Source organism: Janthinobacterium sp. SUN211, from assembly GCF_030587315.1.
GTDB classification, from domain to species: Bacteria; Pseudomonadota; Gammaproteobacteria; order Burkholderiales; family Burkholderiaceae_D; genus Janthinobacterium; species Janthinobacterium kumbetense.
The window spans coordinates 542,832-567,011 of sequence record NZ_JAPWIC010000001.1 but is presented as its reverse complement, the minus strand read 5'-3'; the positions used below and the strand labels follow the sequence as shown (position 1 = coordinate 567,011).

23 protein-coding genes are annotated in these 24,180 nt (G+C 67.6%); 9 read left to right on the top strand and 14 right to left on the bottom strand.

Annotated features, from left to right (window positions below):
• Nucleotides 1-85: 85 nt before the first annotated feature.
• Genes O3301_RS02360 through O3301_RS02350 form a run of 3 tightly spaced genes read right to left on the bottom strand, consistent with a single transcriptional unit; the run spans nucleotide 86 to nucleotide 1,285 of the window.
• Nucleotides 86-532 (bottom strand): hypothetical protein, encoded by a 447-nt coding sequence (locus O3301_RS02360; protein WP_289915030.1) that lies wholly within the window; start codon nucleotides 530-532, stop codon nucleotides 86-88.
• A gap of 52 nt (nucleotides 533-584) precedes the next feature.
• A complete protein-coding gene (locus O3301_RS02355; RefSeq protein WP_305055406.1) occupies nucleotides 585-1,055 on the bottom strand; it encodes a MepB family protein in 471 nt (156 codons plus the stop codon).
• Nucleotides 1,052-1,285 carry a hypothetical protein gene (locus O3301_RS02350; RefSeq protein ID WP_099668077.1) on the bottom strand — a complete coding sequence of 78 codons (234 nt, stop codon included), beginning with the start codon at nucleotides 1,283-1,285 and terminating at the stop codon, nucleotides 1,052-1,054. The genes O3301_RS02355 and O3301_RS02350 overlap by 4 nt, the downstream gene beginning before the upstream one ends.
• 98 nt (nucleotides 1,286-1,383) lie before the next feature.
• On the opposite strand from O3301_RS02350, the gene O3301_RS02345 reads away from it, so the two are divergent.
• Nucleotides 1,384-1,746 carry a TfoX/Sxy family protein gene (locus tag O3301_RS02345; protein ID WP_305055405.1) on the top strand — a complete coding sequence of 121 codons (363 nt, stop codon included), beginning with the start codon at nucleotides 1,384-1,386 and terminating at the stop codon, nucleotides 1,744-1,746.
• Here O3301_RS02345 and O3301_RS02340 read toward each other — a convergent pair.
• The 7 genes from O3301_RS02340 to O3301_RS02310 form a co-directional block, all read right to left on the bottom strand.
• On the bottom strand, nucleotides 1,735-2,739 hold the full coding sequence (locus O3301_RS02340) for a 2-hydroxyacid dehydrogenase (protein WP_305055404.1): 1,005 nt from the start codon (nucleotides 2,737-2,739) through the stop codon (nucleotides 1,735-1,737). The two genes, O3301_RS02345 and O3301_RS02340, sit on opposite strands and share 12 nt — an antisense overlap.
• Before the next feature lie 87 nt (nucleotides 2,740-2,826).
• On the bottom strand, nucleotides 2,827-4,020 hold the full coding sequence (locus tag O3301_RS02335; protein WP_305055403.1) for a hypothetical protein: 1,194 nt from the start codon (nucleotides 4,018-4,020) through the stop codon (nucleotides 2,827-2,829).
• Between the two features lie 41 nt (nucleotides 4,021-4,061).
• Nucleotides 4,062-5,249, bottom strand: coding sequence for a hypothetical protein (locus tag O3301_RS02330; RefSeq protein WP_305055402.1), 1,188 nt, complete (start codon nucleotides 5,247-5,249; stop codon nucleotides 4,062-4,064).
• A 2-nt stretch (nucleotides 5,250-5,251) separates the two neighbouring features.
• Nucleotides 5,252-6,823: an MBOAT family protein gene (locus tag O3301_RS02325; protein WP_305055401.1), complete on the bottom strand. Its 1,572-nt coding sequence runs from the start codon at nucleotides 6,821-6,823 to the stop codon at nucleotides 5,252-5,254.
• Nucleotides 6,813-7,886 (bottom strand): glycosyltransferase family 4 protein, encoded by a 1,074-nt coding sequence (locus O3301_RS02320; RefSeq protein ID WP_305055400.1) that lies wholly within the window; start codon nucleotides 7,884-7,886, stop codon nucleotides 6,813-6,815. Before O3301_RS02320 ends, O3301_RS02325 begins: the two co-directional genes overlap by 11 nt.
• Nucleotides 7,887-7,888: 2 nt before the next feature.
• Nucleotides 7,889-9,361, bottom strand: coding sequence for a lipopolysaccharide biosynthesis protein (locus tag O3301_RS02315; RefSeq protein WP_305055399.1), 1,473 nt, complete (start codon nucleotides 9,359-9,361; stop codon nucleotides 7,889-7,891).
• A 15-nt stretch (nucleotides 9,362-9,376) separates the two neighbouring features.
• Nucleotides 9,377-11,461: a glycosyltransferase gene (locus O3301_RS02310; protein WP_305055398.1), complete on the bottom strand. Its 2,085-nt coding sequence runs from the start codon at nucleotides 11,459-11,461 to the stop codon at nucleotides 9,377-9,379.
• Nucleotides 11,462-11,613: 152 nt separating this feature from the next.
• On the opposite strand from O3301_RS02310, the gene O3301_RS02305 reads away from it, so the two are divergent.
• Together O3301_RS02305 and O3301_RS02300 are read left to right on the top strand one after the other, a co-directional pair.
• Entirely contained in the window at nucleotides 11,614-12,900 is a 1,287-nt protein-coding gene (locus O3301_RS02305; protein WP_289915053.1) for a putative O-glycosylation ligase, exosortase A system-associated, read from the top strand.
• Complete coding sequence (locus O3301_RS02300; RefSeq protein WP_305055397.1) at nucleotides 12,897-13,832, top strand: polysaccharide deacetylase family protein; 936 nt, start codon at nucleotides 12,897-12,899, stop codon at nucleotides 13,830-13,832. The genes O3301_RS02305 and O3301_RS02300 overlap by 4 nt, the downstream gene beginning before the upstream one ends.
• On the opposite strand, the gene O3301_RS02295 is transcribed toward O3301_RS02300, so the two are convergent.
• From O3301_RS02295 to O3301_RS02285, 3 genes are read right to left on the bottom strand one after another with little or no spacing between them, the layout of a single operon-like run.
• The gene (locus tag O3301_RS02295; protein ID WP_305055396.1) at nucleotides 13,741-15,708 is read right to left on the bottom strand and encodes an asparagine synthetase B; all 1,968 of its coding nucleotides are present in this window, start codon (nucleotides 15,706-15,708) and stop codon (nucleotides 13,741-13,743) included. The two genes, O3301_RS02300 and O3301_RS02295, sit on opposite strands and share 92 nt — an antisense overlap.
• A complete protein-coding gene (locus O3301_RS02290; RefSeq protein WP_305055395.1) occupies nucleotides 15,705-16,961 on the bottom strand; it encodes a pyridoxal-dependent decarboxylase, exosortase A system-associated in 1,257 nt (418 codons plus the stop codon). Before O3301_RS02290 ends, O3301_RS02295 begins: the two co-directional genes overlap by 4 nt.
• Nucleotides 16,958-18,553 carry an acyl-CoA ligase (AMP-forming), exosortase A system-associated gene (locus O3301_RS02285; protein WP_305055394.1) on the bottom strand — a complete coding sequence of 532 codons (1,596 nt, stop codon included), beginning with the start codon at nucleotides 18,551-18,553 and terminating at the stop codon, nucleotides 16,958-16,960. The genes O3301_RS02290 and O3301_RS02285 overlap by 4 nt, the downstream gene beginning before the upstream one ends.
• Before the next feature lie 186 nt (nucleotides 18,554-18,739).
• On the opposite strand from O3301_RS02285, the gene O3301_RS02280 reads away from it, so the two are divergent.
• Genes O3301_RS02280 through O3301_RS02255 form a run of 6 tightly spaced genes read left to right on the top strand, consistent with a single transcriptional unit; the run spans nucleotide 18,740 to nucleotide 23,435 of the window.
• The gene (locus O3301_RS02280; protein WP_305055393.1) at nucleotides 18,740-19,495 is read left to right on the top strand and encodes a GNAT family N-acetyltransferase; all 756 of its coding nucleotides are present in this window, start codon (nucleotides 18,740-18,742) and stop codon (nucleotides 19,493-19,495) included.
• A complete protein-coding gene (locus O3301_RS02275; RefSeq protein ID WP_099668090.1) occupies nucleotides 19,474-19,719 on the top strand; it encodes an acyl carrier protein in 246 nt (81 codons plus the stop codon). Before O3301_RS02280 ends, O3301_RS02275 begins: the two co-directional genes overlap by 22 nt.
• Complete coding sequence (locus tag O3301_RS02270) at nucleotides 19,716-20,576, top strand: hydrolase 2, exosortase A system-associated (protein WP_305055392.1); 861 nt, start codon at nucleotides 19,716-19,718, stop codon at nucleotides 20,574-20,576. Before O3301_RS02275 ends, O3301_RS02270 begins: the two co-directional genes overlap by 4 nt.
• Nucleotides 20,573-21,460, top strand: coding sequence for a hydrolase 1, exosortase A system-associated (locus O3301_RS02265; protein WP_305055391.1), 888 nt, complete (start codon nucleotides 20,573-20,575; stop codon nucleotides 21,458-21,460). The genes O3301_RS02270 and O3301_RS02265 overlap by 4 nt, the downstream gene beginning before the upstream one ends.
• Nucleotides 21,454-22,740: a glycosyltransferase gene (locus O3301_RS02260; protein WP_305055390.1), complete on the top strand. Its 1,287-nt coding sequence runs from the start codon at nucleotides 21,454-21,456 to the stop codon at nucleotides 22,738-22,740. The genes O3301_RS02265 and O3301_RS02260 overlap by 7 nt, the downstream gene beginning before the upstream one ends.
• The gene (locus tag O3301_RS02255; protein WP_305055389.1) at nucleotides 22,737-23,435 is read left to right on the top strand and encodes an ABC transporter permease; all 699 of its coding nucleotides are present in this window, start codon (nucleotides 22,737-22,739) and stop codon (nucleotides 23,433-23,435) included. Before O3301_RS02260 ends, O3301_RS02255 begins: the two co-directional genes overlap by 4 nt.
• Here O3301_RS02255 and O3301_RS02250 read toward each other — a convergent pair.
• The gene (locus tag O3301_RS02250; RefSeq protein ID WP_305055388.1) at nucleotides 23,422-24,165 is read right to left on the bottom strand and encodes a hypothetical protein; all 744 of its coding nucleotides are present in this window, start codon (nucleotides 24,163-24,165) and stop codon (nucleotides 23,422-23,424) included. The genes O3301_RS02255 and O3301_RS02250 overlap by 14 nt on opposite strands.
• Nucleotides 24,166-24,180: the final 15 nt, after the last annotated feature.

The following is a 24,180-nucleotide window of genomic DNA, read 5'->3' as shown; positions in this document are numbered from 1 at the left end:
TCTTTGAATTTCCTGTCCAGGCAGGCAGGGCAACGCTGCCATTCCGACGCGATCGCGCACCGGATACTGGAGCCGCCCCAAAGCGCTAGTAACTCGACGATGGGGCCGGCGCCGCGCACGCCCTGACGGTCTTCGCGCTATAGTCGAAATTGATGCTATTCGTGCCCTGGCCACGATACATGCTCTCACCTTCCCCGATGGTCGCCTGCGCGCCCATCTTGCACAGCACGGCCGGTGCACGCTGCGTCCAGTCCAACCTGCGCAAGGTGGCGATATTCCTGTCGCGCAGCGCAGCGCTCCAGCCCTCGTCCTTGAAACGCACCGAATAGACCACAGCATGCAGCTGCACCCGGCTCGCCCGGTCGATCACATTGCCGCCGTTCTTCAGCACCTCGGCCAGGTCGCTCTCGATGAACTGCATGACGTCGGGACCGCGCTTGGGCGTGTCACTGCGCCCCAGCTGGGAAAGAACGAAGATCGCGAACACGACAAAAAGCGTCAGATAAATTTTTCCATCAAAAAAGGACTTCATTCCCGCTTTCCCATGCTGTTCAGTATGTCTATCTGCCCCTGGGCCGGAAACGTCAGGCGATGTCCAGCAGCTTTGCCAGCCCAGGCTGATCCCCCGCCGTCACAAACCACGCCGCCTGCCAGCGCTGCGTGCGCTGTGCCTGGATGGATTCCGGCGCGCACCACGGCGGATACACGCGCAGCGCGCGCTTGCCGCCCTGGGCGGCGCGCGACATTACGCCGCGCTCGATCAGCACGCTGCGCGGGAAAATGAAAAAACCGTGCCGCGCGCCAACGTCGTCGGCCACGGCGATGATGACGATGTCGACGGGGTCCGCTTCATCCAGCGGGGCGATGTCGGCGTCGGGATGGGGCCGCTTCCAGACGGTGACGAACTGGCCGATCTTCGTCGGCGTGGTTTTGGCCACGCGCAAGACCAGGCGCTTGCCGTGCAGCTCGGCGCGGCAGGCGCCGTAATCCGCGCTTTCCGCTTCCGGCACGGGCGCTTGCGGCAAGCCCAGGAAAGCCCAGGGACTGGCCTTCATTGCGCGCTGAACTCGGCTGCGGCCTTGGCCGCCCACAGCGCTTCGGCGTGGCTGGCGAACGGGCTGTCATAACCGTCGACCTTGCCATCCTCGTCGACAAAGTACAGCCACCAGCCGTCGCCCTGCTCGCGGATGGCCGTCTGGCCCGGTGCGCAATGGGATTCGATGGCATCGCCGGCGGCCAGGGTGGCGATGCGGATGCCGCGGTGAACAAGATGCTGGGGTGTCATGGCAAAATAGCTAATGCAAAATAAATAATGGCGATAGTGTAGCCGCCGCGGCCCATCCTGGCCAGTGCGCTACACTGTTCTTTCACACGGAGGACGACATGGCATCACAGCAAGGCACGGTGGATTTTTTGCTCGACCAACTGGCGGGCGCGGGCAGCATCAGCGCGAAAAAAATGTTTGGCGAGTATGGCCTGTATTGCGACGGCAAGATGTTCGCCATCGTCGCCGACGACCAGCTGTTCATCAAGCCGACGGACGCGGGACGCGCCTGGATCAGCGCACAAGGCACGCTGCAGGAAGCGCCGCCCTATCCGCAAGCCAAGCCGTATTTTCTCATCGATGGCGGGCTGTGGGACGAGCGCGACTGGCTGAGCCAGCTGGCGCGGCGCACGGCGGACGCCTTGCCGCTGCCGAAACCCAAGCCGCCGCCCAAGCCTAAAAAACAGACTTCAGCTGGCTAAGACGCTGTTTTCGCACGCCTTGCCTTCACGGAAGCACGCCAGGTTGTGATACGTGATGGCGGCGATCTCGCGCAGCGCTTCCATGGTGAAGAAGCCCTGGTGGCCCGTCACCAGCACGTTCGGGAAGGTCATCAATCGCTGGAAGATGTCGTCGTCGATGATGTCGGACGAGCGGTCCTGGAAGAACAGATTGCTTTCCTGCTCGTACACGTCGATGGCCAGGGAGCCCAGCTGGCGCGATTTGAGCGCCTCGATGACGGCGCCCGTGTCGATCAAGCCGCCGCGCGACGTATTCACCAGCATGGCGCCCTTCTTCATCAGCGGCAAGGTTGCTTCGCTGATCATGTGGCGCGTGCTCTCCATCAGCGGGCAATGCAGCGAGACGATGTCGGACTCGGCCAGCAGCCGCGGCAACTCCACCATCGTGCCCAGGTCCGCGAACGCGGGCGCCGGATACGGGTCGTGGCCCAGCACCGTGCAGCCAAAACCCTTGAAAATGCGCGCCGTGGCCAGGCCGATCTTGCCCGTGCCGACAATGCCGACCGTTTTACCGTGCAGGGTGGCGCCCAGCAAGCCGTCCAGCGAGAAATTGCCTTCGCGCACGCGGGCGTAGGCGCGGTGCGTGTGGCGGTTCAGGGTTTGCACGAGGGCCAAGGTGTATTCGGCCACGGCTTCCGGCGAGTAGGCCGGCACGCGGGCGACGAACAGGCCCAGGCGCCTGGCCGCTTCCAGGTCGAGGTTGTTATAGCCGGCGCAGCGCAGCAGGATGGCGCGCACGCCGTAGCCGTGCAAGGCTTCCAGCACGGGCGCGTCGAGCACGTCATTGACGAAGACGCACACGGCGTCGGCCCCTTGCGCCAGGACCACGGTTTCCTGGCTCAGCAAGGCGCTGTGGTAGACCAGTTCGATGCCGGCGGAATCGGGCTGGGCCGGCAAGGCTTCGTCGAAGAAACGGCGGTCGTAGGGCTGGCTGGCAAAGAAGGCGATTTTCATGGGGAGTCCTGGAACTTGCTGGATGGCAAAACATTATCATAGCGCAAGCGCCCTGCCCCACGCCGTACGGCTGGCGCCGTCGGTCGCCTATTTGGGTTCGCGGGGCAAGGTCAGCGCGTGGCGCAGGTAGGCCGTTTCCTCGGCGTGCTGCGCGTGGTAGCGCTCGCGCGCGGCGCGCATGGCCGCCTGGTGGGCGTCGATGCTGGCCTGCGTCAGCTCCACGCCGAAGTCCGCCGGCGGCGGCTCCGGGCCGCCGAACAGGCGCGCCAGGATCATGCGCCCCACATTGTCCCGGTAGTGCGACGCTTCCCAGTAATAGCGCATCTCGCGCGCGCCCGTCACTTGGGGGATCGGCTCGCTGGTGATGCTGTTAAAGCCGGAAAAATCAAGCAGGCGCACGTCGCAGCCCTGGCGCCGGTAGCGTCCGGCCATGTTCGTCAGGTCGCGCTGCCACGCTTCCATGGCAGTCCACTTGCCGCGCCAGTACAGGGCGTCGAGCGTGAGCGCATGCGTGGGATTGATGTACAGGCGCAAGCGCGTGCCGCCGCGGCACAGTTTCCCCACGCTCGCATCGAAGGCTTGCAGCGCGGGCGCCGTGGGACCCAGGCCGTCGCTGAATTCCTGCAGGCGCGGCGTGAACGCGCGCGCCGTGCCGGTCCAGGTACGGTTGCGGCTGGTGAGGCAGGATTCGTCGCGCTGGCCGTGCAGTGCCAGGCTGGACAGGCACACGCCGTCATAGCTGCCGCTGAGGATGCGCCAGGTGTCGCGCGTCATGTCGACAGTCAGGCCGCGCTTGATGTTGAGCAAGGCGCGCCGCGCGAAAAACGCGGGGCCGGGGTCTGTCAGGCCCGGTTCCACGCCGGCCGAGCCCAGTTCCAGCGAGAACGAAGGCGCGTCGATGCCCCACACCATGGTGTCGACATGGCTGACCCTGGCCGCGTGCTCGGCCAGGCGCATGGCTTCGCCGATGGAGGCGCCCGACACGGCGCTGTTGAAGACGCTCTTGCCTTCGAACAAGGTGCGCACGCGATGCGTCGGCAAGCCCATTTCCGTGCGCGAATTGCCGATGTAGACGATGGCCGGCCGGTAGCGCGCCACGGCATACGTCTTGCCCCACACGCTGAGTTTTTCGGTCGTCGGCCGCAATCGCTGCAGCAGCGGGCTGTCCCACTGGTGCAGCAGATACGGATCGACGTGGTAATTGACGGCGGACACGAGGGCCAGCGCGGCCAGCACGCAGGCGAAGAAGATGGCGAGGTAGCGGCGGGCGGTGGTATCCATGGTCAGCACGGGAAGTAGCAAAATGAGTAGAGAAATGGCGTTCAGCGCCGGATCAGCGGCCCGTCCAGCACCCGCCGCGCATAGGCCGCCTCGCGCGCGTGTTCCACGCCATAGCGGTCGCGCGCCGCACGCATGGCCTCCTGGTGAGCGTCGACGTTGGCCTGCGTCAGTTCCACGCCGAAATCGGCCGGCGGCGTGTCGCCGCCGAACAGGCGCGCCAGGATCAAACGGCCCACATTGTCCCGGTAATGCGACACTTCCCAGTAATAATGCATGTCGGGCTTGCCGCTGACGAGCGGGGTCGCTTCCGTCGTGATGCTGTTAAAGCCGGAAAAATCATGCAGGCGCACGTCGCAGCCGTGCAGGCGGTGGCGCTCGACGAGCTGCACCAGGTCCCGCTGCCAGGCTTGCATGGCATCCCACTTGCCGCGCCAGTGCAGCGCGTACAAGGTCAGCGCGTGCGTGGGGTTGATGTACAGGCGCAGGCGTAGGCTGCTGCGGCACAGCTTGCCGATGCTGGCGTCGAGCGCCAGTGTCGAGGGCGGCGTCGGCCCCAGTCCGTCGCCGAATTCCTGCAGCCGCACGGGAATGGCGTCCTTCGTTCCCAGCCAGTGCCGCATGCCCTTGCGGGTGCATGTCTCGTCGCGCTGGCCGTACAGGGCCAGGTTGGAGCGGCAGACGTCGCCAGCCTTGCCCGTGAGGATGCGCACGCTGTCTTCCGTCATGTCCAGGGTCAGGCCGCGCTTCAGGTTGACCAGGGCGCGCCGGGCGAAAAAGCCGTGCTCGGCGCCCGTCAGGCTGTCTTCCACCCGCGCCGCGCCCATATCCAGGGAAAAAGTGGGCGCGTCGACGCCCCACACCATGGTCTCGACGCGGCTGACCCTGGCCGCATGCTCGGCCAGGCGGATGGCGTCGCCGATCGAGGCGCCCGACACGGCGCTGTTGAAGACGCTCTTGCCGTCGAACAAGGCGCGCACGCCCGTCGGCAAGCCCAGTTCCGTGCGCGAATTGCCGATGTAGATGACGGCTGGCCGGTAGCGCGCCACGGCGTAAGTCTTGGCCCAGGCGCCGAGCTTTTCATTGAGCTGGCGCGGGCGCTGCAGCAAGGGACTGTCCCACTGGTGCAGCAGATAGGGATCGACCTGGTAATTGAGCAAGGAGACGGCGCCCAGCACCAGGCCGACGCAGGCGAAAAAGCCGGTGAGGTAATGGCGGGCGGCGGTGTCCATGCTCAGAACTGGAAGTAGAGAAATTCTGTGACCCGGTTCATGCCGAAGATGCAGGCGATGAACAGCGCGGCAAAGCCCACGCTCCAGCGGCGCGTAGGGCGCCAACTGAAGGCCCAGCGCCCTGCAGGCTGAAAGATTCTTTCAATGGCAGGCTCGTAGAGAAAGAATATTTCTTGCGTATTCGGCGCCTTGAAGGCCAGCAGCATCGCCGCCAGCAGCACGGGCAAGCCCGGTCCCGCCAGTTCGATCCAGCGGATGCCGTCGAACGCGGGATGCATGCCCCACTGCGCCAGGCTGGCCCCATGGCTGGCCAGGCCGCGCGGCAGGCTCACGCCGTTCGCGCCCACCAGCGCGCCCGCGATATCCCAGGCCGTGGCCACGTCGGGCGCGCGGAAAAAGATCCAGGCCAGCATGACGGCAAGAAAGGTCAACAAGCCCGGCCACCAGCGCAGCCAGCGGTACGCCCGCGCTGCGCCGAAGACCCGCTGCCACGCCTGCTGCAGCACCAGGTACAGGCCGTGCAAGCCGCCCCAGATGACGAAGGTCCAGCCGGCGCCGTGCCACAGGCCGCCCAGCAGCATGGTCAGCATCAGGTTGCGGTAGCGCATGACTACACCACGGCGGCTGCCGCCCAGGGGAATATACAGATAGTCGCGCAGGAAACGCGACAAGGTCATGTGCCAGCGGCGCCAGAAGTCGGCGATATTGGCCGCCTTGTACGGCGAGTTGAAGTTCAGCGGCAATTTCACGCCGAACAGGCGCGACAGGCCGATGGCCATGTCGGAATAGCCGGAAAAGTCAAAATACAGCTGGAAAGTATAGGCCAGCACGCCGATCCACGCTTCGATCAGGGTGGGCGTGGCGCCGGCCGCGAAGACGGGAATGGCCAGCGGCGACAGGTTATCGGCGATCAGCACTTTTTTTGCCAGGCCGATGGTAAAGATCGACAGGCCGATGGCGAAATTGGCCGCGCGCGGGTGGGCGTTGGCCGGGTCGGCGAATTGCGGCATCATGTCGCGGTGGTGCAGCACGGGCCCGGCGATCAGGTGCGGAAAGTAACTGACGAACAGCACGTAATGGATGAAACGGTATTCGCGCACCTCGCCCCGGTAGCAATCGACGAGGAAGGCGATCTGCGTGAAGGTAAAGAACGAGATGCCGATCGGCAGGATGATGTCGAGACCGGACCACGGCAGGCTGCCAGCGCCAGCACCGGCAAGCCCGGCGACGGCATTCACGCTGTCGATGAAGAAATTCGCATATTTATAGTAGGCGAGTAAACCCAGGTTCAGCGCCAGCGCCGCCAGCAGCACGCGCTTGCGGGCCGCGCCTGCGCGCGCGCCGATCAGGCGCCCGGCGGCGTAATTGACGCAGATGGATGCCAGCAGCAGCGGCAGGTAGCGCACATCCCACCAGGCATAGAAGAACAACGATGCGCCGGCCAGCCAAGTGGCCGGTGCCAGGCGGCGCCAGCTGGCGGAGGCGCCGGCGGTGGCCCAGCGGTCCAGCAGAAAATAGCCGGCCAGCACGATGGGCAGATAGCCGAACAGGAAGGCGAAGGAATTAAACAGCATGTTGCCTCCTGGCAGGCAGCGATTGCGCCTGGTAGTAGCACTCGGCGATCTGCGCCGCCACCCGTTCCCACGTAAAACGTTCCACCAGGGCTTGCACGCTGGCGCGTCCGGGCGGCAGCGCCAGCAATGCGAGGATGGCCTGGCGCTGCGCGGCGCCATCGTCCCAGCGCACCTTGCGCAGCGCAAACGCGGAATCGGGCAAGTCCAGCGCGCTTTGCGCCGTCATGACGACGGGCGTGCCGGCCGCCAGCGCTTCGAGCACGCTCAAGGGAAACACTTCGCCCTGGCTGGGCAAGGCCGCCACGGCCGCCGCATGGTAGGCGCTGGCCAGCAGCGGGTCGGCGTGGTCGAGTGCGCCCAGCCAGCTGACGTGCGGCAAGTCCAGCAATTGCTGCAGATACGCTTGCTGCTCGCGCGGCGCGGCGCCGATCAGCACCAGCGGCAAGCCGGCGCCCGCCAGCGCCTGGGCCAGCCCCAGCTGGTTTTTATACGGCGAGATGCTGCCCACCATCAGCACGAACGGCCCCGCGATGCCCGTCTCGCGCAGGAACAGGTCGCCATTGGCCGTGAAGAAATGCGGGTTGATCCCGTTCGGCAAGACGCGGATGGCTTGCGCCGGCATGCCGAAACCGTGCACGATGGCGTCGCGCTCGGCCTCGCCCAGGGCGATCACCACGTCGGCCAGCTGCAGGGCGCGCCGCGTCTGCGCATAGCTCGTCTGCACCATCCACTCCGTCAGGCGCCCCGCCAGCCGGTCGGCCAGCCGCGCGCGCCAGGCATTGGCCCGGCCCCAGCCCGGCGACAGCAGCGGCGACAGGACCACGGGCACGCCTTGCTCGCTGGCCATTTCCATGATGCGGTAGGTGCCATTGCTCGCCGAAAACACGTGCAGCACGTCGAAATCGGCCAGCCGCTGATGGTTGGCGTCGACCAGCTGCACGGCCAGGGGACGCGCCGGCAACTGGGGCAGCCGGTTCAGCGCGGCAATGGTTTCGCGTACCTGGATCTGCAAGCCGCCGTCGCGCTGGAACAGCATCGGGTAGGACAAGATACCGACACGCATGGTCATCCTTTCGTCCATTTGACTGCCAGCCAGCGCCCCGCCAGCTTGCGTTGCAATAACAAAAATTCTCCGGCCAGTTCATGCTGCAACAGGAAAATCCCCGCCAGCCAGCACAGCAAGGTGACGAGCGCCGTGCCCGCCAGCGCCAGCAGCGCCGGCGTGTCCATGGGCAGCCACAGCAGCGCAGCGACGGGCGCGACACTACTGACGCCGCACAGCAGCAGGCTCTTGCGCAAGGCCCGGGCCAGGATGCGCCAGTCCAGGGCGCTCAAGCGCCGCAGACAGCCGTAGTTCAGCCAGCTGCGCAGCACGTTGCTGAGCACCACGGCCCAGGCCACGGCCACCAGGCCGAACGGCGCCGCCGCCAGCAGCAGCGCCACCTTGATGCCGCCGGCGCAGGCATCGAGCCGCACTTGCGCCTGCAACTGGCCCGTCGCCACGAACAGGTAGCGGGCCATGCTGAACATGCTATACACGGCCGAGGACAGGCACATGATGCGGATCAAGGGCACACAGCCTAGCCATTGCGAGCCATACAACACCTTGACCAGGGGCAAAGCCATGCAGGCGAGAAAGAGAAAAAACGGCCAGGCCAGCGCCGTCATGTAGCTGATCGTGCGCAGATACACGAGTTCCGCCCCGCCCTGCCCCCCTTCCCCGCGAGCACGCGCCGCGAACAGGGGAAACACGACGGGAGAAATGGCGCTGGTAATGGCCTGGTTAAAGATATTGAGCACGCTTTGCGCCTTGCCGAACAGGGCCAGGCTTTCAATGCCGATCAGCTTGCCGATGATCAGATCCGGCGCCGCCACGCCCGCCTCGTCGACGAGGCCGCCCCCCGTCGCATACGCGCCAAAACGGCCGATGGCGCCCATGCCCCGCCGTCCCGGCAGCCACGGCAGTTCCTTGGGACGCACCAGCAGGCTCACCAGCAGCGACGCGCAGGAACCGGCCAGCGCCGCCCACACCATGCTCATGTAACTGCAACCCTGCAGCGCCAGCAGCACGGCCACCAGCAGGTTGACCACGCTATTGGCTGCGTTGATGGCGTAGATGGCGCGAAAGCGCAGTTGCCGGCGCAGCATCGGCAAGGTCAGCGCGCTGAACGGGATCAGGACAAAATTGATGGCCAGCAGGCGCAGCACGAGGGTCAGCCGGGGTTCGCCATAGAATTGCGCGAGCGGCGCGCTGGCCAGCAGCACCACCCCCGCCAGCAGCCAGGCGACGAGCAGGCTGGTGGCCAGCGCGGCCCGCAATTTCACCATGTCGAGCTGCTTTTCCTGGATCAGGTATTGCCCCACGCCAAAGTCACGCACCACTTGCGCCAGGGCCACCAGCACGGCGCCCAGCGAATACACGCCCACCTCGGCCGGCGTCAGCAGGCGCGACAGCACCATGGTGGCGACGATGCCCAGCAACAGCACCGTGTATTTTTCGGCGAACGAGAAGAAAAACGAATGGCGGGTGGCGTTCATGCCCGTGACCGGTGCCTACACGAGGCCGGCATAGAACTGGCGCAGCTGGCGCTCCAGGCGCGGCATCGAATAGCGCTGCACGGTTTCTTCGCGGGCCAGCCGTCCCATGCGGGCGCGCCGTGGCGCATCCATCAGCAGCTGCGCCACGGCCGCGCAGGCCGCGTGCTCATCGTCCAGCGGCAGCAGCAAGCCGCCGACGCTGTCGTGCAGGATATCGTGGGTGCCCGGCACATCCGTCCCCACGGCCGGCACGCCGCACGCCATCGCTTCGATGGTGGCGATGCCGAAACCTTCGTTCTTGCTCAGCAGCACATGCAGGTCGAAGGCCGGCATCAGCCATTCGACACGCTGCTGGAAACCGGCAAACACGACTCTGTCCTGCAAGCCAGTCTGTTGCGCCTGCAGCCGCAGCATGGCGTCCAGCGGCCCCGTGCCCACGAGTACTACATATAAATGGGGAAACCGGGGCGCCAGGCGGGCGAACAGGGCCAGCAGCGCTTGCGGGCGCTTCTGTGCGGACAGCCGCGCCACGCAGCCGAGCACGAGGGCGTCCGGCGGCAGCCCCAGCTGCTTGCGCGCCAGCATTCTCCGCTCCGGCGAGACGATGAACGTCTCCGTATCGACGCCGTTGGGAATCACGGCCAGCCGCGTGTCCGGCGCCAGCATGTCGCGGTACAGGTCGAGGAAATGCTGCATGGACGAGGCCGACACGGCATACACGCCCTTGACGGTGCGAAACGCTTCCTGCAGCCGGGGCCGCTGCCAATCGCTGAACGGCTCCAAGGGAAACGCATTGTGCACGCTGATCACGGCCGGCAAGCGGCATTGCCGGGCCAGCCACAGGATGGAAGCGCCATAGCTGGTCCAGCAAAACGCCACGTGGACGATGTCGGGCCGCAGCCGCCGCAGCCACCACGCGCCCGTGACCCTGGCGCGCAGCCAGTTCCAGCGCCGCCAAGCCCAGTGTTCGAGAAACAAGGGCGGCTCGTACACGCGCACCTGCAGCTGCTGCGCGCGCAAGCCTTGCGCCCACTGGCTGAAACCGGGAAAGCGCCGCAGGGCCAGCACGCTGTCATAACCGTTCGCGCCCAGCATCTTCGCCTCTTGCGCCATACGCAGTTCCATGCCGCCCAGCTCGCCCGAATAACTGCTGATGACGATGCGCGGCAAGCGTTTGCGCCGTCCCCGCCACGCTTCGTGGAAGAAACCGCGCAGCCAGGCCCGTTCCCACTGGCGCAGGAACAGGTCGGCGTGGTCGCGCCGCAGCCAGGCCCGCACGGCGCCAAGGGTATCGCGCACGTATCTGCCCAGCATCCAGCGCGGCACGCCGAGCAACTCCACGCTGGGGGCGAAGGTCGCCAGCCGGCATTGGCCCCGGCCGAACAGCATGGCGCGGCGCAGTATCCAGGCGCGCCGCACTTGCGGGGCACGGATGATGTGCGCCACTTGCGCCCGCGGACAGAACCAGGAAGGGTTGCCGGCCGCATGCATCTCCAGGTTGAGCCGGGTTTCGCTGCCCATGGCGTAATTGGCGCCCTGCGGGCCGATGCTTTCGTCATAGCGGGCGCCCGCCTCGAAGATGCGGCGGCGTATCGCCATGTTGGCGCCCCAGATGAGGCCAGGATAGATGGGGGCGTCACGCAAGTCGGCGCTGGTGATGCCCCACGTCAAGCCGACGGGCGTCAGGCGCAGCAGCCATGCCTCCGGTTGCTCGCGCCAGGCGGGCACGATGGCGCCGCCGAACAGGGCGTAGCCGGGGTGGGCGCGCGCGCTGTCCTGCAGGCGGCACAGCCAGTCGGATGCGGGCATGGCGTCGTCGTCGCCAAACACGAACAGCTCGCCGCCGTCGCCGCCCTGGCGCAAGGCGTGTTCGACGGCGTCGTTCAGGGCGGGACTGCGTCCCCGCCGCGCCACGTAGATATAGCTCAAGGGCAAGCGGCCGCGAAAGGCGGCGATCACCGGGGCCGTGGCGTCGGTGCTGCCATTGTCGGCGATGACCAGGCGCCAGCCGCCCACGGGCGACTGCAAGCCCATGTAGGCGCGCAATACCTGGGGCAAGGTGCCGGCGCCATTGTAGGTCGCCATGAGAACGGTCAACAAGGACATGCCTCCTTGGTCTTACCATGACAAAACTGATTGGCAGTTTCAACAACGCCGGGCGGTATTGAACCAGTGTACTGAGCCTGCCCGCCGGCCCGTTGACAGGCATCAAGACCTTGGCAAGCCGGGCAACACCAGGAGCGTCCCCCTTCATGCGCGACATATTGATCACCGTCATCATCCTGGGTTCGCTGCCCTTCATCCTGAAGGCGCCTGCCATCGGCGGCCTGATGTGGGTCTGGGTCAGCGTCATGAACCCGCACACGCAGGGCTGGGGTTTCGCCACCCACATGCCGTTTGCCTTCATCATCGCCATCGCCACCCTGCTCGGCCTGCTCATGACGCGCGAACCGAAGAACTTGCCGCTGACGCCCGTCAGCGTGCTGCTGCTGCTGTTCGTCGCGTGGATGAACGTGACGGCGCCGTTCGCCCTGCTGCCCCAGTCGTCGTGGGTGCAGTGGAACAAAGTCATGAAGATCATGCTGATGAGCTTTGTCGTGATGATGGTGATACGCTCACGGCGCGACATCGTGCGCCTGGTCTGGGTGCTGGTGGGCTCGATCGGCTATTACGGCGTGAAAGGCGGCATCTTCACCATCCGCAGCGGCGGCACGGAAAGGGTGTGGGGGCCGGAAGACACGTTTATCGGCGATAACAACGCGCTGGCCCTGGCCCTGATCATCACCATCCCCCTCATGTATTATCTGCAGCAAAACACGGACCGGCGCTGGCTGCGCCACGGCTTGTCCGGGGCCATGCTGCTGTCGGCCCTCGCCGCGCTGGGCTCGTATTCGCGCGGCGGCTTGCTGGCCATCGCCGCCATGGGCCTGTTCATGTGGCTGAAAAGCGACCGCAAGCTGGTGCTGGGCGCGCTGCTCGCCGCAGTCACGCCGCTGTTGCTGGCCTTCATGCCCGAGCGCTGGGCCGAACGCATGGACACCATCAATACCTACCAGGACGACGAATCCGCCATGGGCCGCCTGAATGCGTGGCGCATGGCCTGGAACCTGGCGCGCGACCGCTTTTCCGGCGGCGGCTTCGACGTCTCCGACGCCGCCGTCTTCGCCCGCTATGCGCCGAACCCCATGGATGTGCACGCGGCGCACAGCATCTACTTCCAGGCGCTGGGCGAACACGGCTTTATCGGCTTGCTCATCTATCTGGCGCTGGGCATCGCCACCTGGCGCACGGCGGCCGCCATCATCCGCCGCACGCGGGGCAAGCCGGAATTGCGCTGGGCGCACGGCCTGGCCACCATGAGCCAGGCCAGCCTGATCGGCTTTGCCGTGGGCGGCGCCTTCCTCAGCCTGCTGTATTTCGACATGCCGTACTACCTGATGGCCGCCCTGATCGCCACGCGCATCGTCGTCGAACAGCAGGCGCCCGCCCCGACATTGCGCCAGGCCAAGCCCCGCACCGCCATCGCGGAGCAGCCATGACGGCCGCCTTGTCCATCCTGATCTACCACCGCGTGCTGGCGCGGCCCGACCCGCTGTTTCCCGGCGAAGTCGATGCGGCCCTGTTCCAGCGCCAGTTGCGCCTGTTAAAGCGTTTCTATACGCCGCTGCCGCTGGGCGACGCCGTGCGGCGCCTGCAGGATGGCAGCCTGCCACCGCGCGCCGCCTGCATCACCTTCGACGACGGCTATGCGGACAATGCGCAAGTCGCCCTGCCGCTGCTGCAGCGCCACGGCTTGCATGCCACGTTCTTTATCGCCACGGGCTACCTGGACGGGGGACAGATGTGGAACGACACGGTGATCGACGCCGTGCGCCAGGCGCCAGGCGCCGTGCTGGACTTGCGCGCACAGGAATTGGGGGCTTTCCCCGTCGCCACCCTGGCGCAGCGGCAGGCGGCCATCGCCACCTTGCTGGGCCGGCTCAAATACCTGCCCTTTGCGCAGCGCCAGCGGCTGGCCATGCAGATCCGCCGCCAGGCGGGCGCCCGGGCAAGCGCGCCAGCCATGCTGAGCACGGCGCAACTGCGCCAGCTGCACGGGGCAGGTATGACGATGGGCGGGCACACGGCCAGCCATCCGATTCTATCGACCCTGGCGGAGCGGGCCGCGCAGCTGGACATCGCGAATGGCAAGCAGCAGCTGGAAAGCCTGATCCAGGCGCCCGTCACCCTGTTTGCCTATCCGAACGGCAAGGCCGGGCGCGATTATGGCGCGCCGCACGTGGCGATGGTCAAGCGCCTCGGTTTCCAGGCGGCCGTCGCGACGGACTGGGGCGTGGCGCGCCCCGGCGCGGATCTCGACTTGCTGCAGCTGCCCCGCTTTACGCCGTGGGATCGAGGACGGCTGGCGTTTCTGTGGCGCATGCGGCAAAACCGCCGGCAAGCGCACCCAGCGCGCCCGGATGCTGGCTGAGCCACTGTTCCAGCATCAGCAGCAGCCACACCATGGTGCCGTGATAGGCCGGGTGTTCCGCCAGCAAGCGCCCTTGCAGATCGTCGATGAAGGCGGGCCGCACGATGCCGCGCCCGCGCAGCTGGGTCAAGTTGTCGAAGGCAAACTCGCGCAGCGGCACGTGGCTGTGCAGCCACTGGCCGAAAGGCAAGCCGAAGCCGTGCTTTTTCTTGCGCACGATGGCCGGCGGCAAGATCTCGGCCAGCGCCCGCTTGAAGAACGGCCGCAAATTTTGTCCGTCGAGCTTGTCCCGCGGCGCCAGGCGCGCGGCAAACGCCACCATCGCATCGTGCAGGAAGGGAAACGCCGCTTCCACGCCGGCCAGCTCGCACGCCTTGCGCACCTTGAACAAGTCGTTGTCGGCCAGGGTGAAGCGCATGTCCAGGGCCAGCAGTTCATTGATCTGGCTCAAGCCCTGGCCTTGCCGCTCCCAATACGCGCCATTCATGCAGCCAGGCGCCATGCCGGGGTCGATGGTATCGATGAAGCCCGCTTCCAGCACCGTGCGGTAGCCATGGCGCAGCAGCAAGTTATAGCCGTCGAGGCGGGCCGGCAGCGGCAAGCTGGCTTGCTCGATGTAGCGGCGCGCCTTGTCGCCCAGCTTCCACGGTTTTCCCTTCTGTTCACGGAACAGCAGCGGTTCGATGATGGCTTGGCGCAAGATGACTGGCAAGCGCTCGTACTGCGACAGCAAGGCCTGGTGCGCATAGCGCTCGTTGCCGCCAAACAGTTCATCGCCGCCGTCGCCGCCCAGCAAGCGCGTCACGCCATCCTCGCGCGCCATCTGCGCGCAATAGTAAGCGGGAATGGCCGAGGCATTGCCGAAAGGCTGGTCGAAAATGGCCGCCATGGCGGGGATGGCGGCCAGCACGTCGCCTGGCGTCACATAGCGTTCGTGGTGCAGGCTGCCCGCATGGCTGGCGGCCAGGCGCGCATACGCCATTTCATCATAGCCGGGATAGTCGAAGCCGATGGAATACGTGCGCGCGGGCCGGCCCGTCACTTGCCCCATGATGGCGGCCAAGGTGGAACTGTCCGTGCCGCCGCTGAGAAACGCGCCCGTATCCGCCCCATCCGCGCCCAGGCTGCTTTCCACGGCCTGTCGCAGCAGGCGCAGGAATTCCTGCTTGTTGCTGGCGAAGGTGGCCCGCGTGCGCGCCGCCGGCTCCTGGAAGGCCAGCTGCCAATAGCTGCCCTTGCATTGCTTGCCGCCCCGCATATGCAGGTATTCGCCGGGCAGCAGGCGCTGCTGGCCCAGGTAAGCCGTGGCGGGGCCCGGCACCATGTGGAAGTACAGGTAGTGATACAGGGCCTGCGGATCGAGCGCGCCCCGCACGGACGGATGGGCCAGCAAGGCGTCCGCCGAGGAGGCAAAGAACAGGCCTTGCGCATTGCTCGCATAGCTGAGCGGATGCATGCCGGCGCGGTCCACGGCCAGCAGGGCCGAGCCGGAAAAGGCGTCGAGGATGGCCAGCGCGAAGGGTCCGGACAGGCTGGCGCAAGCCGCCACGCCCCGGCTCAGCCACAGGGAAGCGAGGCGGCACGCCACGTCGTCGGCCGAACCGTCGAGCTCGGGCCGGCCCCACAGGGCCACTTGCAAGCCATCTTGCTGATACACATGGCGGCTGCCGTCGATGGCGGCCACGGCCACGCCGCCCACTTCGCTCAAGCTGCTGGCCAGCGGCGCGCCATCGAAACGCGACAGGGGCGCCGCCATGCCTGCCAGCGCTATGGACGCGGCGCAATCGGACGCCGTGCCACCTTGCGCGCCGACAAGGCTGGCAGCGCCGTGCGCCACCCCGCCAGGCGCGGCCAGCCAACCGCACAGGCCGCTCATACGAGCACCTCGGCCGGCAGCGGATGGCCGAGAAAGGCCGTCGGGCTGGCCGTCAAGCCGTAGGCGCCCGACTGGAACACCACCACCAGGTCGCCCTCCTCGGCGCGCGCCATGTCCATCTGATCGGCCAGCAAATCCAGCGGCGTGCACAGCGGTCCCACGACGGACGCCACTTCGCGCGGCCCGCCCAGCAGCCGGTTGCCGATGGCGACCGGGTAATTCTTGCGGATCAGCTGGCCAAAGTTGCCGGACGCGGCCAGGTGATGGTGCAAGCCGCCATCCGTCACGAGAAATACCTGCCCGTGCGACACCTTGCGTTCAAGCACCTTGCACACATACACGCCCGCCTCGGCCACCAGATAGCGTCCCAGTTCCAGGTTCAGGCGCGCGCCGGGCGCTTCCTGGGCCAGGATGGCGAGCTGCCGCTGCAAGCCTTCGGCCACGGGCGCCAGGTCCAGCGCCTGGTCGCCGGGAAAATACGGCACGCCGAAGCCGCCGCCGATATTCAGGGTGCGCAAGGGCGACGGCGCGCTGTCGGCCAGTTGCAGGGCCAGTTGCACGCTGAGCGCCTGCGCTTCGGCCAAGGCTGACGCCGACAGGCTTTGCGAACCCGCATACAGGTGGAAGCCGTGAAAATCCAGTCCCAGCTGGCCGATGCGGCCCAGCAGCGCCGGCACCAGGGCAGCATCGACGCCGAACGGCTGCGCCCCGCCGCCCATGCGCATGCCCGTGCGGCGCAAGGCGAAATCGGGATTCACGCGCACGGCCACCCTGGCCGTCAGGCCCAGCCGTTCGCTGGCCAGCGCCAGGCGTTCCAGCTGGGCGCCCGATTCCACGTTGACCAGCACGCCCGCGGCCACGGCCCGCGCCAGTTCCCCATCGCTCTTGCCCGGCCCCGCAAAACTGATGCGTTCGGCCGGCATGGGCGTATCGAGCGCGGTGGCCAGTTCGCCACCCGAGGCCACGTCGATACCGTCGACCAGGCCCGCCAGCGACTGCACCACGGCCGGCATGGGGTTGGCCTTCATGGCGTAATGCACGTGCACGCCGGCGGGCAAGGCGGCGCGCAAATCCGCCACGCGCTGCGCGATGTGCGCCCGTTCATAGGCATAGAACGGCGTGCTGCCCACCCGCTGGGCCAGCCGGCGCAGGGAAACACCGCCGATCTGCAGCATGTCGTTTTCCACTGCGAACTGGCGCAGCGGTTGGTGCGACGGCAATTCCGTATTGTTCGAGCGTATCAAGTCCTTCATGCCGCATCTCCTGATTGGACCGCATATGCATGCGCCAGTTCCCTGGCCAGCAAGGGGCGGTCGATCTTGCCGTTCGGATTGCGCGGCAACACGCCGTCGCGGATATCCACCCACAGCGGCACCATATAGCTGGGCAGGCGCGCGCGGCAGGCGGCCAGCACGCTGTCGCGCAGCAAGACGACGCCCGGCGCGGGCGTGACGAGCAAGGCGATGGCCTGGCCCAGCACGGCATGGGGCAAACCCAGCGCGGCCGCCTCGCCCACCAGCCCGCTCGCATACACGACTTCCTCGATCTCGGCCGGGCTGACCCGGTAGCCGGACGTCTTGATCATGTCATCGCTGCGGCCCACGAAATACAGGTAGCCGTCCGCATCGCGGCGCACCGTGTCGCCCGACCAGACGGCCAGTTCCGGCAGCACCAGGCCGCTCGCCTGGGGCGGCAGCGGCTTGAAGCGCTCGGCCGTGCGCGCCGCATCGTTCCAGTAGCCGAGCGCCACCAGCGCGCCACGGTGCACGAGTTCGCCCGGCTCGTCCGTGTCGCACGTGCTGCCGTCCGGGCGCAGCACCAGCACTTCCGCGTTGGGGATCGCTTGCCCGATGGAATCGGGACGCCGCTCCAGCTGTTCCGGCGCCAGATACGTGGAGCGGAACGCTTCCGTCAAGCCATACATCAGGTACACCTGCACGCGCGGCAGCGACTGGCGCAACCGGTCGAGCGTGGCGCGCTGCATCACGCCGCCCGAATTGGTGATGTAGCGCAAGGGCGTGGACAAGGGCCAGCTCAGCTGCGACAGCTGCACCCACAGGGGCGGCACGGCGGCCAGTCCCGTGATGGCTTCCTGCTCGACGGCTTCGACGATATCGCGCAGCAGCAGGTAATTCATCAGCACGGCGCAGGCGCCGCTGGCAAACGCCGTCGTCAGCTGGCTCAGGCCGTAATCAAAACTGAGCGGCAGGACGCACAAAATGCGGTCTTGCGGCGTATTGCGCAAATAGCCCGACACGCTGAGCGCGCCCGCCAGCATGTTGCGGTGCGACAGCACCACGCCTTTCGGCCGCCCCGTGCTGCCCGAGGTATATAGAATGGCGGCCATGTCCGCGTCGATCGCCGCATGCGGCCGGGGCGCGGGCACGTTGACGGGAACGGCGGTCCACGCCAGCACGCGCACCTTGCCCAGGCGCGATTCCGGCAGCGCTTCGCCCGTCAGCAGCACCGTGCGCAAGTCCGGGCAGGCGGCCAGCGCGGGGCCCAGCTGCGCCAGGCGTTCGCGCGAGGTGACGAGGATGTCCACGTTGCAATCGGCCAGGATATACGCCACCTGCTCCGGCCTGAGCAGCGGATTGACGGGCACGAACACGCCGCCGGCCGCCGCCGTGCCGAACATGGCGCTGACGTTTTCCGGGCGTTTTTCCAGGTATACGGCCACGCGCGCGCCACGCTGCAAGCCCAGGGTCAGCAGGGTGCAGGCCGCCTCGCGCACGGATTGCGCCAGCGCGGCATAGTGCATTTCCTCTCCCTGCCACGACAGGGCCGGCGCCTGGGGCGCACGCTGCGCCGTTTCAAAGATCAGATCGTGTATCAGTGTCGCCATCGTGTCATCCCCGGGTTGCCATGATTGCCATGCATTCCCCTATGATTCAGACAAACGGCCACAGCGGTCTTGATTTTGATCAATTAACAGTTTCAGCAACACAGCTTGAGCCGGCGCAAGACCGCCGCTGGCCGCTGCGCTCTAATGGACAGCGTTGGCTGCATAGCCGCCCCATCCGTTACCGCCATGGCCCTGTCCCTGCAATTTCCCCTGCTGCAACGACTGGCCGCCAGCCTCGATCAACTGGGCTGGCGCGACAGCGCCTGGCTGGCCGTGGCGCGCTTGCTGGCGATGGCGCCGGGCGGACGCTGCGCGCTGTACCGCTACCAGTTCGTCGCGCAGGCCGTGGCGCCCGGTTCGCTGTGCTGCGGGCGCGGCCAGTCGATCAAGGTGACGCCCTGCCTGGCGGAAGCGGACTTGCCGCCCGGTCCCGAGCGCCGGCCCGGCGCCCTGCGCGAGCGCTACCGGCAAGGCGCGCAATGCCTGGTGGCGCGCGACGCGTCGGGCATGCTGGGCTGGATCTGGCTGCTGCGCCACGGCTGCCAGGAAGACGAGGTGCGCGCCCGCTATGCGCTGGCGTCGCAGCAGTCGTCGTGGGACCTGGACGTATGGGTGCATCCCGGACGGCGCGGCGGCCTCGTCTTCGCGCGCCTGTGGGAGGAAGCCAACGCCGTGCTGCACGCGCAGGGCGTGCGCTGGACGTGCAGCCGCATCTCGCGCTTCAACCGCGCCTCGCTGGGCGCCCATGCGCGCCTGGGCACGCACGCGCTGGGCACGGCCACCTTTCTTCGCTGCGGGCGCTGGCAAGCGATGGCCGCCAGCCTGCCGCCGTATCTGCACCTGTCGCGCCGCGCCGACGATATGCCCTGCCTGGCCTTCGATACGTCTTCCCTGCCGCACTACCCTTCCCTGGAGCTGACATGCCGCATCTTGAAGCAGTAAAGCACATCCTCGACACGACGCTGGGCTTGAACGGGCGCGTGCTGGAAGCCCACACGCCGCTGCTGGGCAGCGTGCCGGAACTCGACTCGATGGCAGTGATCGGCGTGATCGCCGCGCTGGAAGACCATTTCGGCATCGCGGTCGCCGACGACGACATCCATGCGCGCCACTTCGCCACCGTGGGTACCCTGCACGATTTCGTGTTTGCAAAGCTGCGGGCATGAACCGCGCCGCCCTCGACGCCCTGCCGCTGCTGCCCTTCTTCCTGCCCGCCAGCGGCGGCCAGCGCTACTGCCTGCTGCACCTGCCGCCGCCGGGCCAGGCCGCGCGCGGCGGCATCCTCTACGTGCATCCGTTCGCGGAAGAGCTGAACAAGAGCCGCCACGTGGCCGCCGCGCAGGCGCGCGCCTTTGCCGCGGCCGGCTACAGCGTGCTGCAGATCGACCTGTTCGGCTGCGGCGACAGCAGCGGCGACTTTGGCGAAGCGCGCTGGGACATCTGGCACAACGACCTGCACCTGGCATGCGCGTGGCTGGCGCAGCGCGTCGACGGCCCGTTGAGCGTATGGGGCTTGCGCCTGGGCGCCCTGCTGGCTCTCGATTTCGCCAGCCGCGCGCCGCTGCCCCTGGCGCGCTTGCTGCTGTGGCAACCGGAACTCGACGGGCGGCGCAGCATCGACCGCTTCCTGCGCCTGCGCCTGGCATCCCACATGCTGGCCGGGGCTACACAGGAAGCGCCCGGCCAGGCGCGCGCCGCGCTGGCGGAAAGTGCACCTGTGGAAGTGGCCGGCTACCTGCTGGCGCCCGAACTGGCGCAGGCCATCGACGGTGTCAACGCGTCGACGCTGCTGCCTTGCGTGCCCGTCTACTGGCTCGATTACCGCGCGGCGGAGCAAAAGGACGCCTGGTCGCCGCCGCTGCTGGCGCGGCAATGGCGCAAACGCGGCGCCGCCGTGCACGTGGCCAGCTTCGACGACGGCCCGTTCTGGCACAGCGGCGAGCTGCTCGCGTGTCCGCAACTGCTGTACGCCACGCGGGAACTGTGCCGCGACTGGCTCGACGAGGAAAGGTTCCCGCCATGAAGCGCGACGACAGCCGGCAGCACCCCGCGGCGCACGCCGTGCGCGAACTGGCCCTGCGCTTTCGCAGCGCAGCCGAAGACGAGGAGACGCAGGCGCGCCTGGCCGGCATCCTCAGCCTGCCCGACGCGCCTGGCCCGCGCGGCGTCCTGATCGTCACGGGCGGACCGCAGTACCGGGTCGGCAGCCACCGCCAGTTCGTCCTGCTGGCGCGCGCGCTGGCCGCGCAAGGCTGGCCCGTGCTGCGCTTCGACCTGCGCGGCATGGGCGACAGCGAGGGCGGCGCGCGCGACTACCGCGCCGCCGGTCCCGACATCGCCGGGGCGCTGGCACAATTCTTCGACGCCGTGCCGGCCTTGCGCGAAGTGGCGCTGTGGGGCTTGTGCGACGGCGCCACGGCCGCCGCCTGCCATGCGCCGCGCGACGCGCGCGTCAAGGCGCTGGTCCTGCTCAACCCGTGGGTGCGCAGCAGCGCCGGCCTGGCGCGCGCCACCTTGCGCCATTACTATTTGGGGCGCCTGCTGCAAGGCGACTTCTGGCGCAAGCTGGCCAAAGGCGGACTGCGGCTGGGCGCCAGCCTGGCGTCGCTGCGCCAGGTGGCGGCCGCCACGCGAGCAGCGCCAACGGGGGAAGACGACGCGCCCGCGCCGGCTCTGCTGCGGGCGCTGGCACAATTCCAGGGCAAGGTCTTGCTGATCCTCAGCGGCGACGACCTGGGCGCGCGCGAGTGGCAAGCGCTGCTCGAAGGCGACGCGGCGTGGCGCGCCGTGGCCGCCCGCACGCAATGGACGCAGGCGCAGGTCGACGGCGCCAACCACACATTTGCCAGCGCCGCCTGGCGCGGCGCGGTCGAACAGCTGTGCGCACGGTGGCTGCAGTCATGGTAGCGAACGTGCCGAACGCGGCCCGACCAAAACGGGTGCTGATGGTCGCCTACCATTTTCCGCCGCTGGCCGGCGGCAGCGGCATCCTGCGCACCCTGGGCTTTGCGCGCCATTTGCCCGACTGCGGCTGGCAGCCGCTCGTGCTCAGCCCCAGCGCCAGCGCATATGCGCAGCGGGGCGATACGCAGCTGGCGCAGGCCGGCGCGCAAGCCACCGTGCGGCGCACCCTGGCGCTGGATGCGGCGCGCCATTTCGCCGTCGGCGGGCGCTATCCACGCTGCCTGGCGCTGCCCGACCGCTGGAGTTCCTGGTGGCTGAGCGCCGTGCCGGCCGGCCTGCGCATGATCCGCGCCTACCGTCCCGACGCCATCTGGTCGACATACCCGATCGCCACGGCGCATTTGATCGCGCTGACCCTGCAAAAACTCAGCGGCCTGCCGTGGATCGCCGACCAGCGCGACCCGATGCTGGACGACAGCGACCCGCAGGCGCCATATCCACCCGAGCCGCGCCTGCACCGCATGCATGCGTGGATAGAACAGCGCATCGCGGCACGCAGCGCGGCCATCGTCTGCACCACGCCGGGCGCCATCGCGGCGCACCAGCGGCGCCTGGCGCAGGTGGCGCGCGAGCGTTTCCACCTGATCGAGAACGGTTACGATGAAGACGGCTATGCGGACACCCAAGAACGGACGGACCAGCGCGGCCGCTTCCTGCTGCTGCACAGCGGCGTGATCTACCCGTCCGAGCGCGATCCGCAAGCGCTGTTCGAGGCCCTGGCCCGGCTGCGCCGCGACGGCGTGCTCCACGCGCGCAATTTCCAGCTGGTGCTGCGCGCCACTGGCCACGATGCGTGGCTGGCGGGCCTGCTGGTGAAATACGCCATCCTCGACCTGGTGCGCCTGGAACCCTTGCAGCCGCACGGCGCGGCGCTGCAGGAAATGCAGGCAGCGGACGGTTTGCTGCTGCTGCAGGCGGCCAATTGCAACGGGCAGATTCCCGCCAAGCTGTATGAATACCTGCGCTGCCGCCGGCCCATCCTCGCGCTGACCGACGCGGCGGGCGACAGCGCGGCCAAACTGCGCCACTGCGGCATCGACACCATCGGCCAGCTGGCCTCCAGCGGCGATTGCGCGCGCGCCCTGCTGCGCTTCCTGGACCTGACGCGCCAGGGCCAGGCGCCGCTGGCCAGCCCCGCCGCCATCGCCATGCAATCGCGGCAAGCCCGCAGCAACGCCCTGGCCGCCTTGCTGGACCAGGTCAGTCACAGGAGCCCGACATGAAGCATCGCCTGCTTGCCTGCACCCTCGCCGCCTGCTGCGCCCATGCCGGCGCGGCCGAATGCCCGCCCTACGTCAAGCACACGCCGGGCGGCGACTACACGAGCGAGGAAGACCGTTCCGGCCTGTCCGTGGTCGAGAAATTCCATTTTTCGCGCGCCGTGGAAACGCTCACGCAAGGCATGACGACCAGCCTGGGCGGCGATATCAGCTACACGCTCGAGCACTTCCCGAATCACCACCGGGCGCTGGCGTCGATGGCAAAACTCGGCTTGCGGCTGAAAAGCGCGCAGCCCGTCGGTGCCCGCTACACGGTCAACTGCTACTTCGAACGGGCGATCGCCTTCGCGCCGCACGACGTGACGGCGCGCATGGTGTATGGCAGCTACCTGCTGGCCACGGGCCAGGACGCGGCGGCGCTGGAACAGCTGGACTCCGCCAGCCGCCTGGCGCCCCACCAGGCCACCATCCAGTACAACCTGGGCTTGATGTACGTGAAAAAGAAGGAATACGACAAGGCCAGCGCGCACGCGCAAAAAGCCTACGCGCTGGGCTTTCCCTTGCCGGGCCTGAAGAACAAGCTGAAGGCGGCGGGCAAGTGGAAAGAACCGCCGCCGGCCGCCGTGGAAGCCAAGGAAGCACCGAAGGCAGCGACAGAACCGGCCGTGCCGCCGGTCGAACAGCCTAGCGGGGAATGACGGCGGGCCGCCCGGCCACGCTCAGGTGCGCCGTCGGCGACGCGGCCAGCGCGGCGGCCAGGTCGCGGCGCGACTGCGCCTTGTCGGCGGCATTGCCGATGTGCGCCAGTTCCGCCGGCTGCAGCACGGTGGCGGTGAGCAGCATCACTTCGCCGTACGGCGTGTCGAAGGATGGGGGAATCGTCGCCACGCCCTGCGCCAGCAGCACGCCCACCTGTTCGTTTTCGTCTTCCAGTCCTGCCGGCGCCTGCTGCACGTCCAGCACCATCGACACGCTGCCGTGGCGCTGCACCAGCAAATCGATGGAACCGTGGTCGGCCACGTTCTGGCTGACCTGGTAAATCACGTCGAAGAGCCACGATTGCACCACTGCCTGACCATCGAAGGCGGACAGCGGCGCTTCGATGCACACTTCCAGCAGGTGGCCGCGCGGGACGAACACGTCGTCGTCATCCTCGAACGGATCGCTCAAGCCATCGCTGGCGAGAATGATCGACTCGGCGCGGCGGATCACGCGCCACGCCTGGCGCAACGATGGCCAGCGCGGCCCTCCCATGAAGGAGGGATTGACGAGGGGCGCCAGCACGTCGGCATCTACAGTGCCCAGGGTGGCGTAGAAGGCGTCGCGCGCGGCGCAGGCCGCAGCCAGCATCCGCGCGCCCGCTTCCTTGCCGACGACGGCGTCGTCCGGTTGCGCTACCTGGGGAATATCGTGTTCGTTTTGAGACATGGGAATACTCTTGAA

Bases quoted from the DNA above. Each gene is read 5' to 3' on its own strand.
- O3301_RS02360 (WP_289915030.1), bottom strand. From the start codon at position 532: ATGAAGTCCTTTTTTGATGGAAAAATTTATCTGACGCTTTTTGTCGTG.
- O3301_RS02355 (WP_305055406.1), bottom strand. From the start codon at position 1,055: ATGAAGGCCAGTCCCTGGGCTTTCCTGGGCTTGCCGCAAGCGCCCGTG.
- O3301_RS02350 (WP_099668077.1), bottom strand. From the start codon at position 1,285: ATGACACCCCAGCATCTTGTTCACCGCGGCATCCGCATCGCCACCCTG.
- O3301_RS02345 (WP_305055405.1), top strand. From the start codon at position 1,384: ATGGCATCACAGCAAGGCACGGTGGATTTTTTGCTCGACCAACTGGCG.
- O3301_RS02340 (WP_305055404.1), bottom strand. From the start codon at position 2,739: ATGAAAATCGCCTTCTTTGCCAGCCAGCCCTACGACCGCCGTTTCTTC.
- O3301_RS02335 (WP_305055403.1), bottom strand. From the start codon at position 4,020: ATGGATACCACCGCCCGCCGCTACCTCGCCATCTTCTTCGCCTGCGTG.
- O3301_RS02330 (WP_305055402.1), bottom strand. From the start codon at position 5,249: ATGGACACCGCCGCCCGCCATTACCTCACCGGCTTTTTCGCCTGCGTC.
- O3301_RS02325 (WP_305055401.1), bottom strand. From the start codon at position 6,823: ATGCTGTTTAATTCCTTCGCCTTCCTGTTCGGCTATCTGCCCATCGTG.
- O3301_RS02320 (WP_305055400.1), bottom strand. From the start codon at position 7,886: ATGCGTGTCGGTATCTTGTCCTACCCGATGCTGTTCCAGCGCGACGGC.
- O3301_RS02315 (WP_305055399.1), bottom strand. From the start codon at position 9,361: ATGAACGCCACCCGCCATTCGTTTTTCTTCTCGTTCGCCGAAAAATAC.
- O3301_RS02305 (WP_289915053.1), top strand. From the start codon at position 11,614: ATGCGCGACATATTGATCACCGTCATCATCCTGGGTTCGCTGCCCTTC.
- O3301_RS02300 (WP_305055397.1), top strand. From the start codon at position 12,897: ATGACGGCCGCCTTGTCCATCCTGATCTACCACCGCGTGCTGGCGCGG.
- O3301_RS02295 (WP_305055396.1), bottom strand. From the start codon at position 15,708: ATGAGCGGCCTGTGCGGTTGGCTGGCCGCGCCTGGCGGGGTGGCGCAC.
- O3301_RS02290 (WP_305055395.1), bottom strand. From the start codon at position 16,961: ATGAAGGACTTGATACGCTCGAACAATACGGAATTGCCGTCGCACCAA.
- O3301_RS02285 (WP_305055394.1), bottom strand. From the start codon at position 18,553: ATGGCGACACTGATACACGATCTGATCTTTGAAACGGCGCAGCGTGCG.
- O3301_RS02280 (WP_305055393.1), top strand. From the start codon at position 18,740: ATGGCCCTGTCCCTGCAATTTCCCCTGCTGCAACGACTGGCCGCCAGC.
- O3301_RS02275 (WP_099668090.1), top strand. From the start codon at position 19,474: ATGCCGCATCTTGAAGCAGTAAAGCACATCCTCGACACGACGCTGGGC.
- O3301_RS02270 (WP_305055392.1), top strand. From the start codon at position 19,716: ATGAACCGCGCCGCCCTCGACGCCCTGCCGCTGCTGCCCTTCTTCCTG.
- O3301_RS02265 (WP_305055391.1), top strand. From the start codon at position 20,573: ATGAAGCGCGACGACAGCCGGCAGCACCCCGCGGCGCACGCCGTGCGC.
- O3301_RS02260 (WP_305055390.1), top strand. From the start codon at position 21,454: ATGGTAGCGAACGTGCCGAACGCGGCCCGACCAAAACGGGTGCTGATG.
- O3301_RS02255 (WP_305055389.1), top strand. From the start codon at position 22,737: ATGAAGCATCGCCTGCTTGCCTGCACCCTCGCCGCCTGCTGCGCCCAT.
- O3301_RS02250 (WP_305055388.1), bottom strand. From the start codon at position 24,165: ATGTCTCAAAACGAACACGATATTCCCCAGGTAGCGCAACCGGACGAC.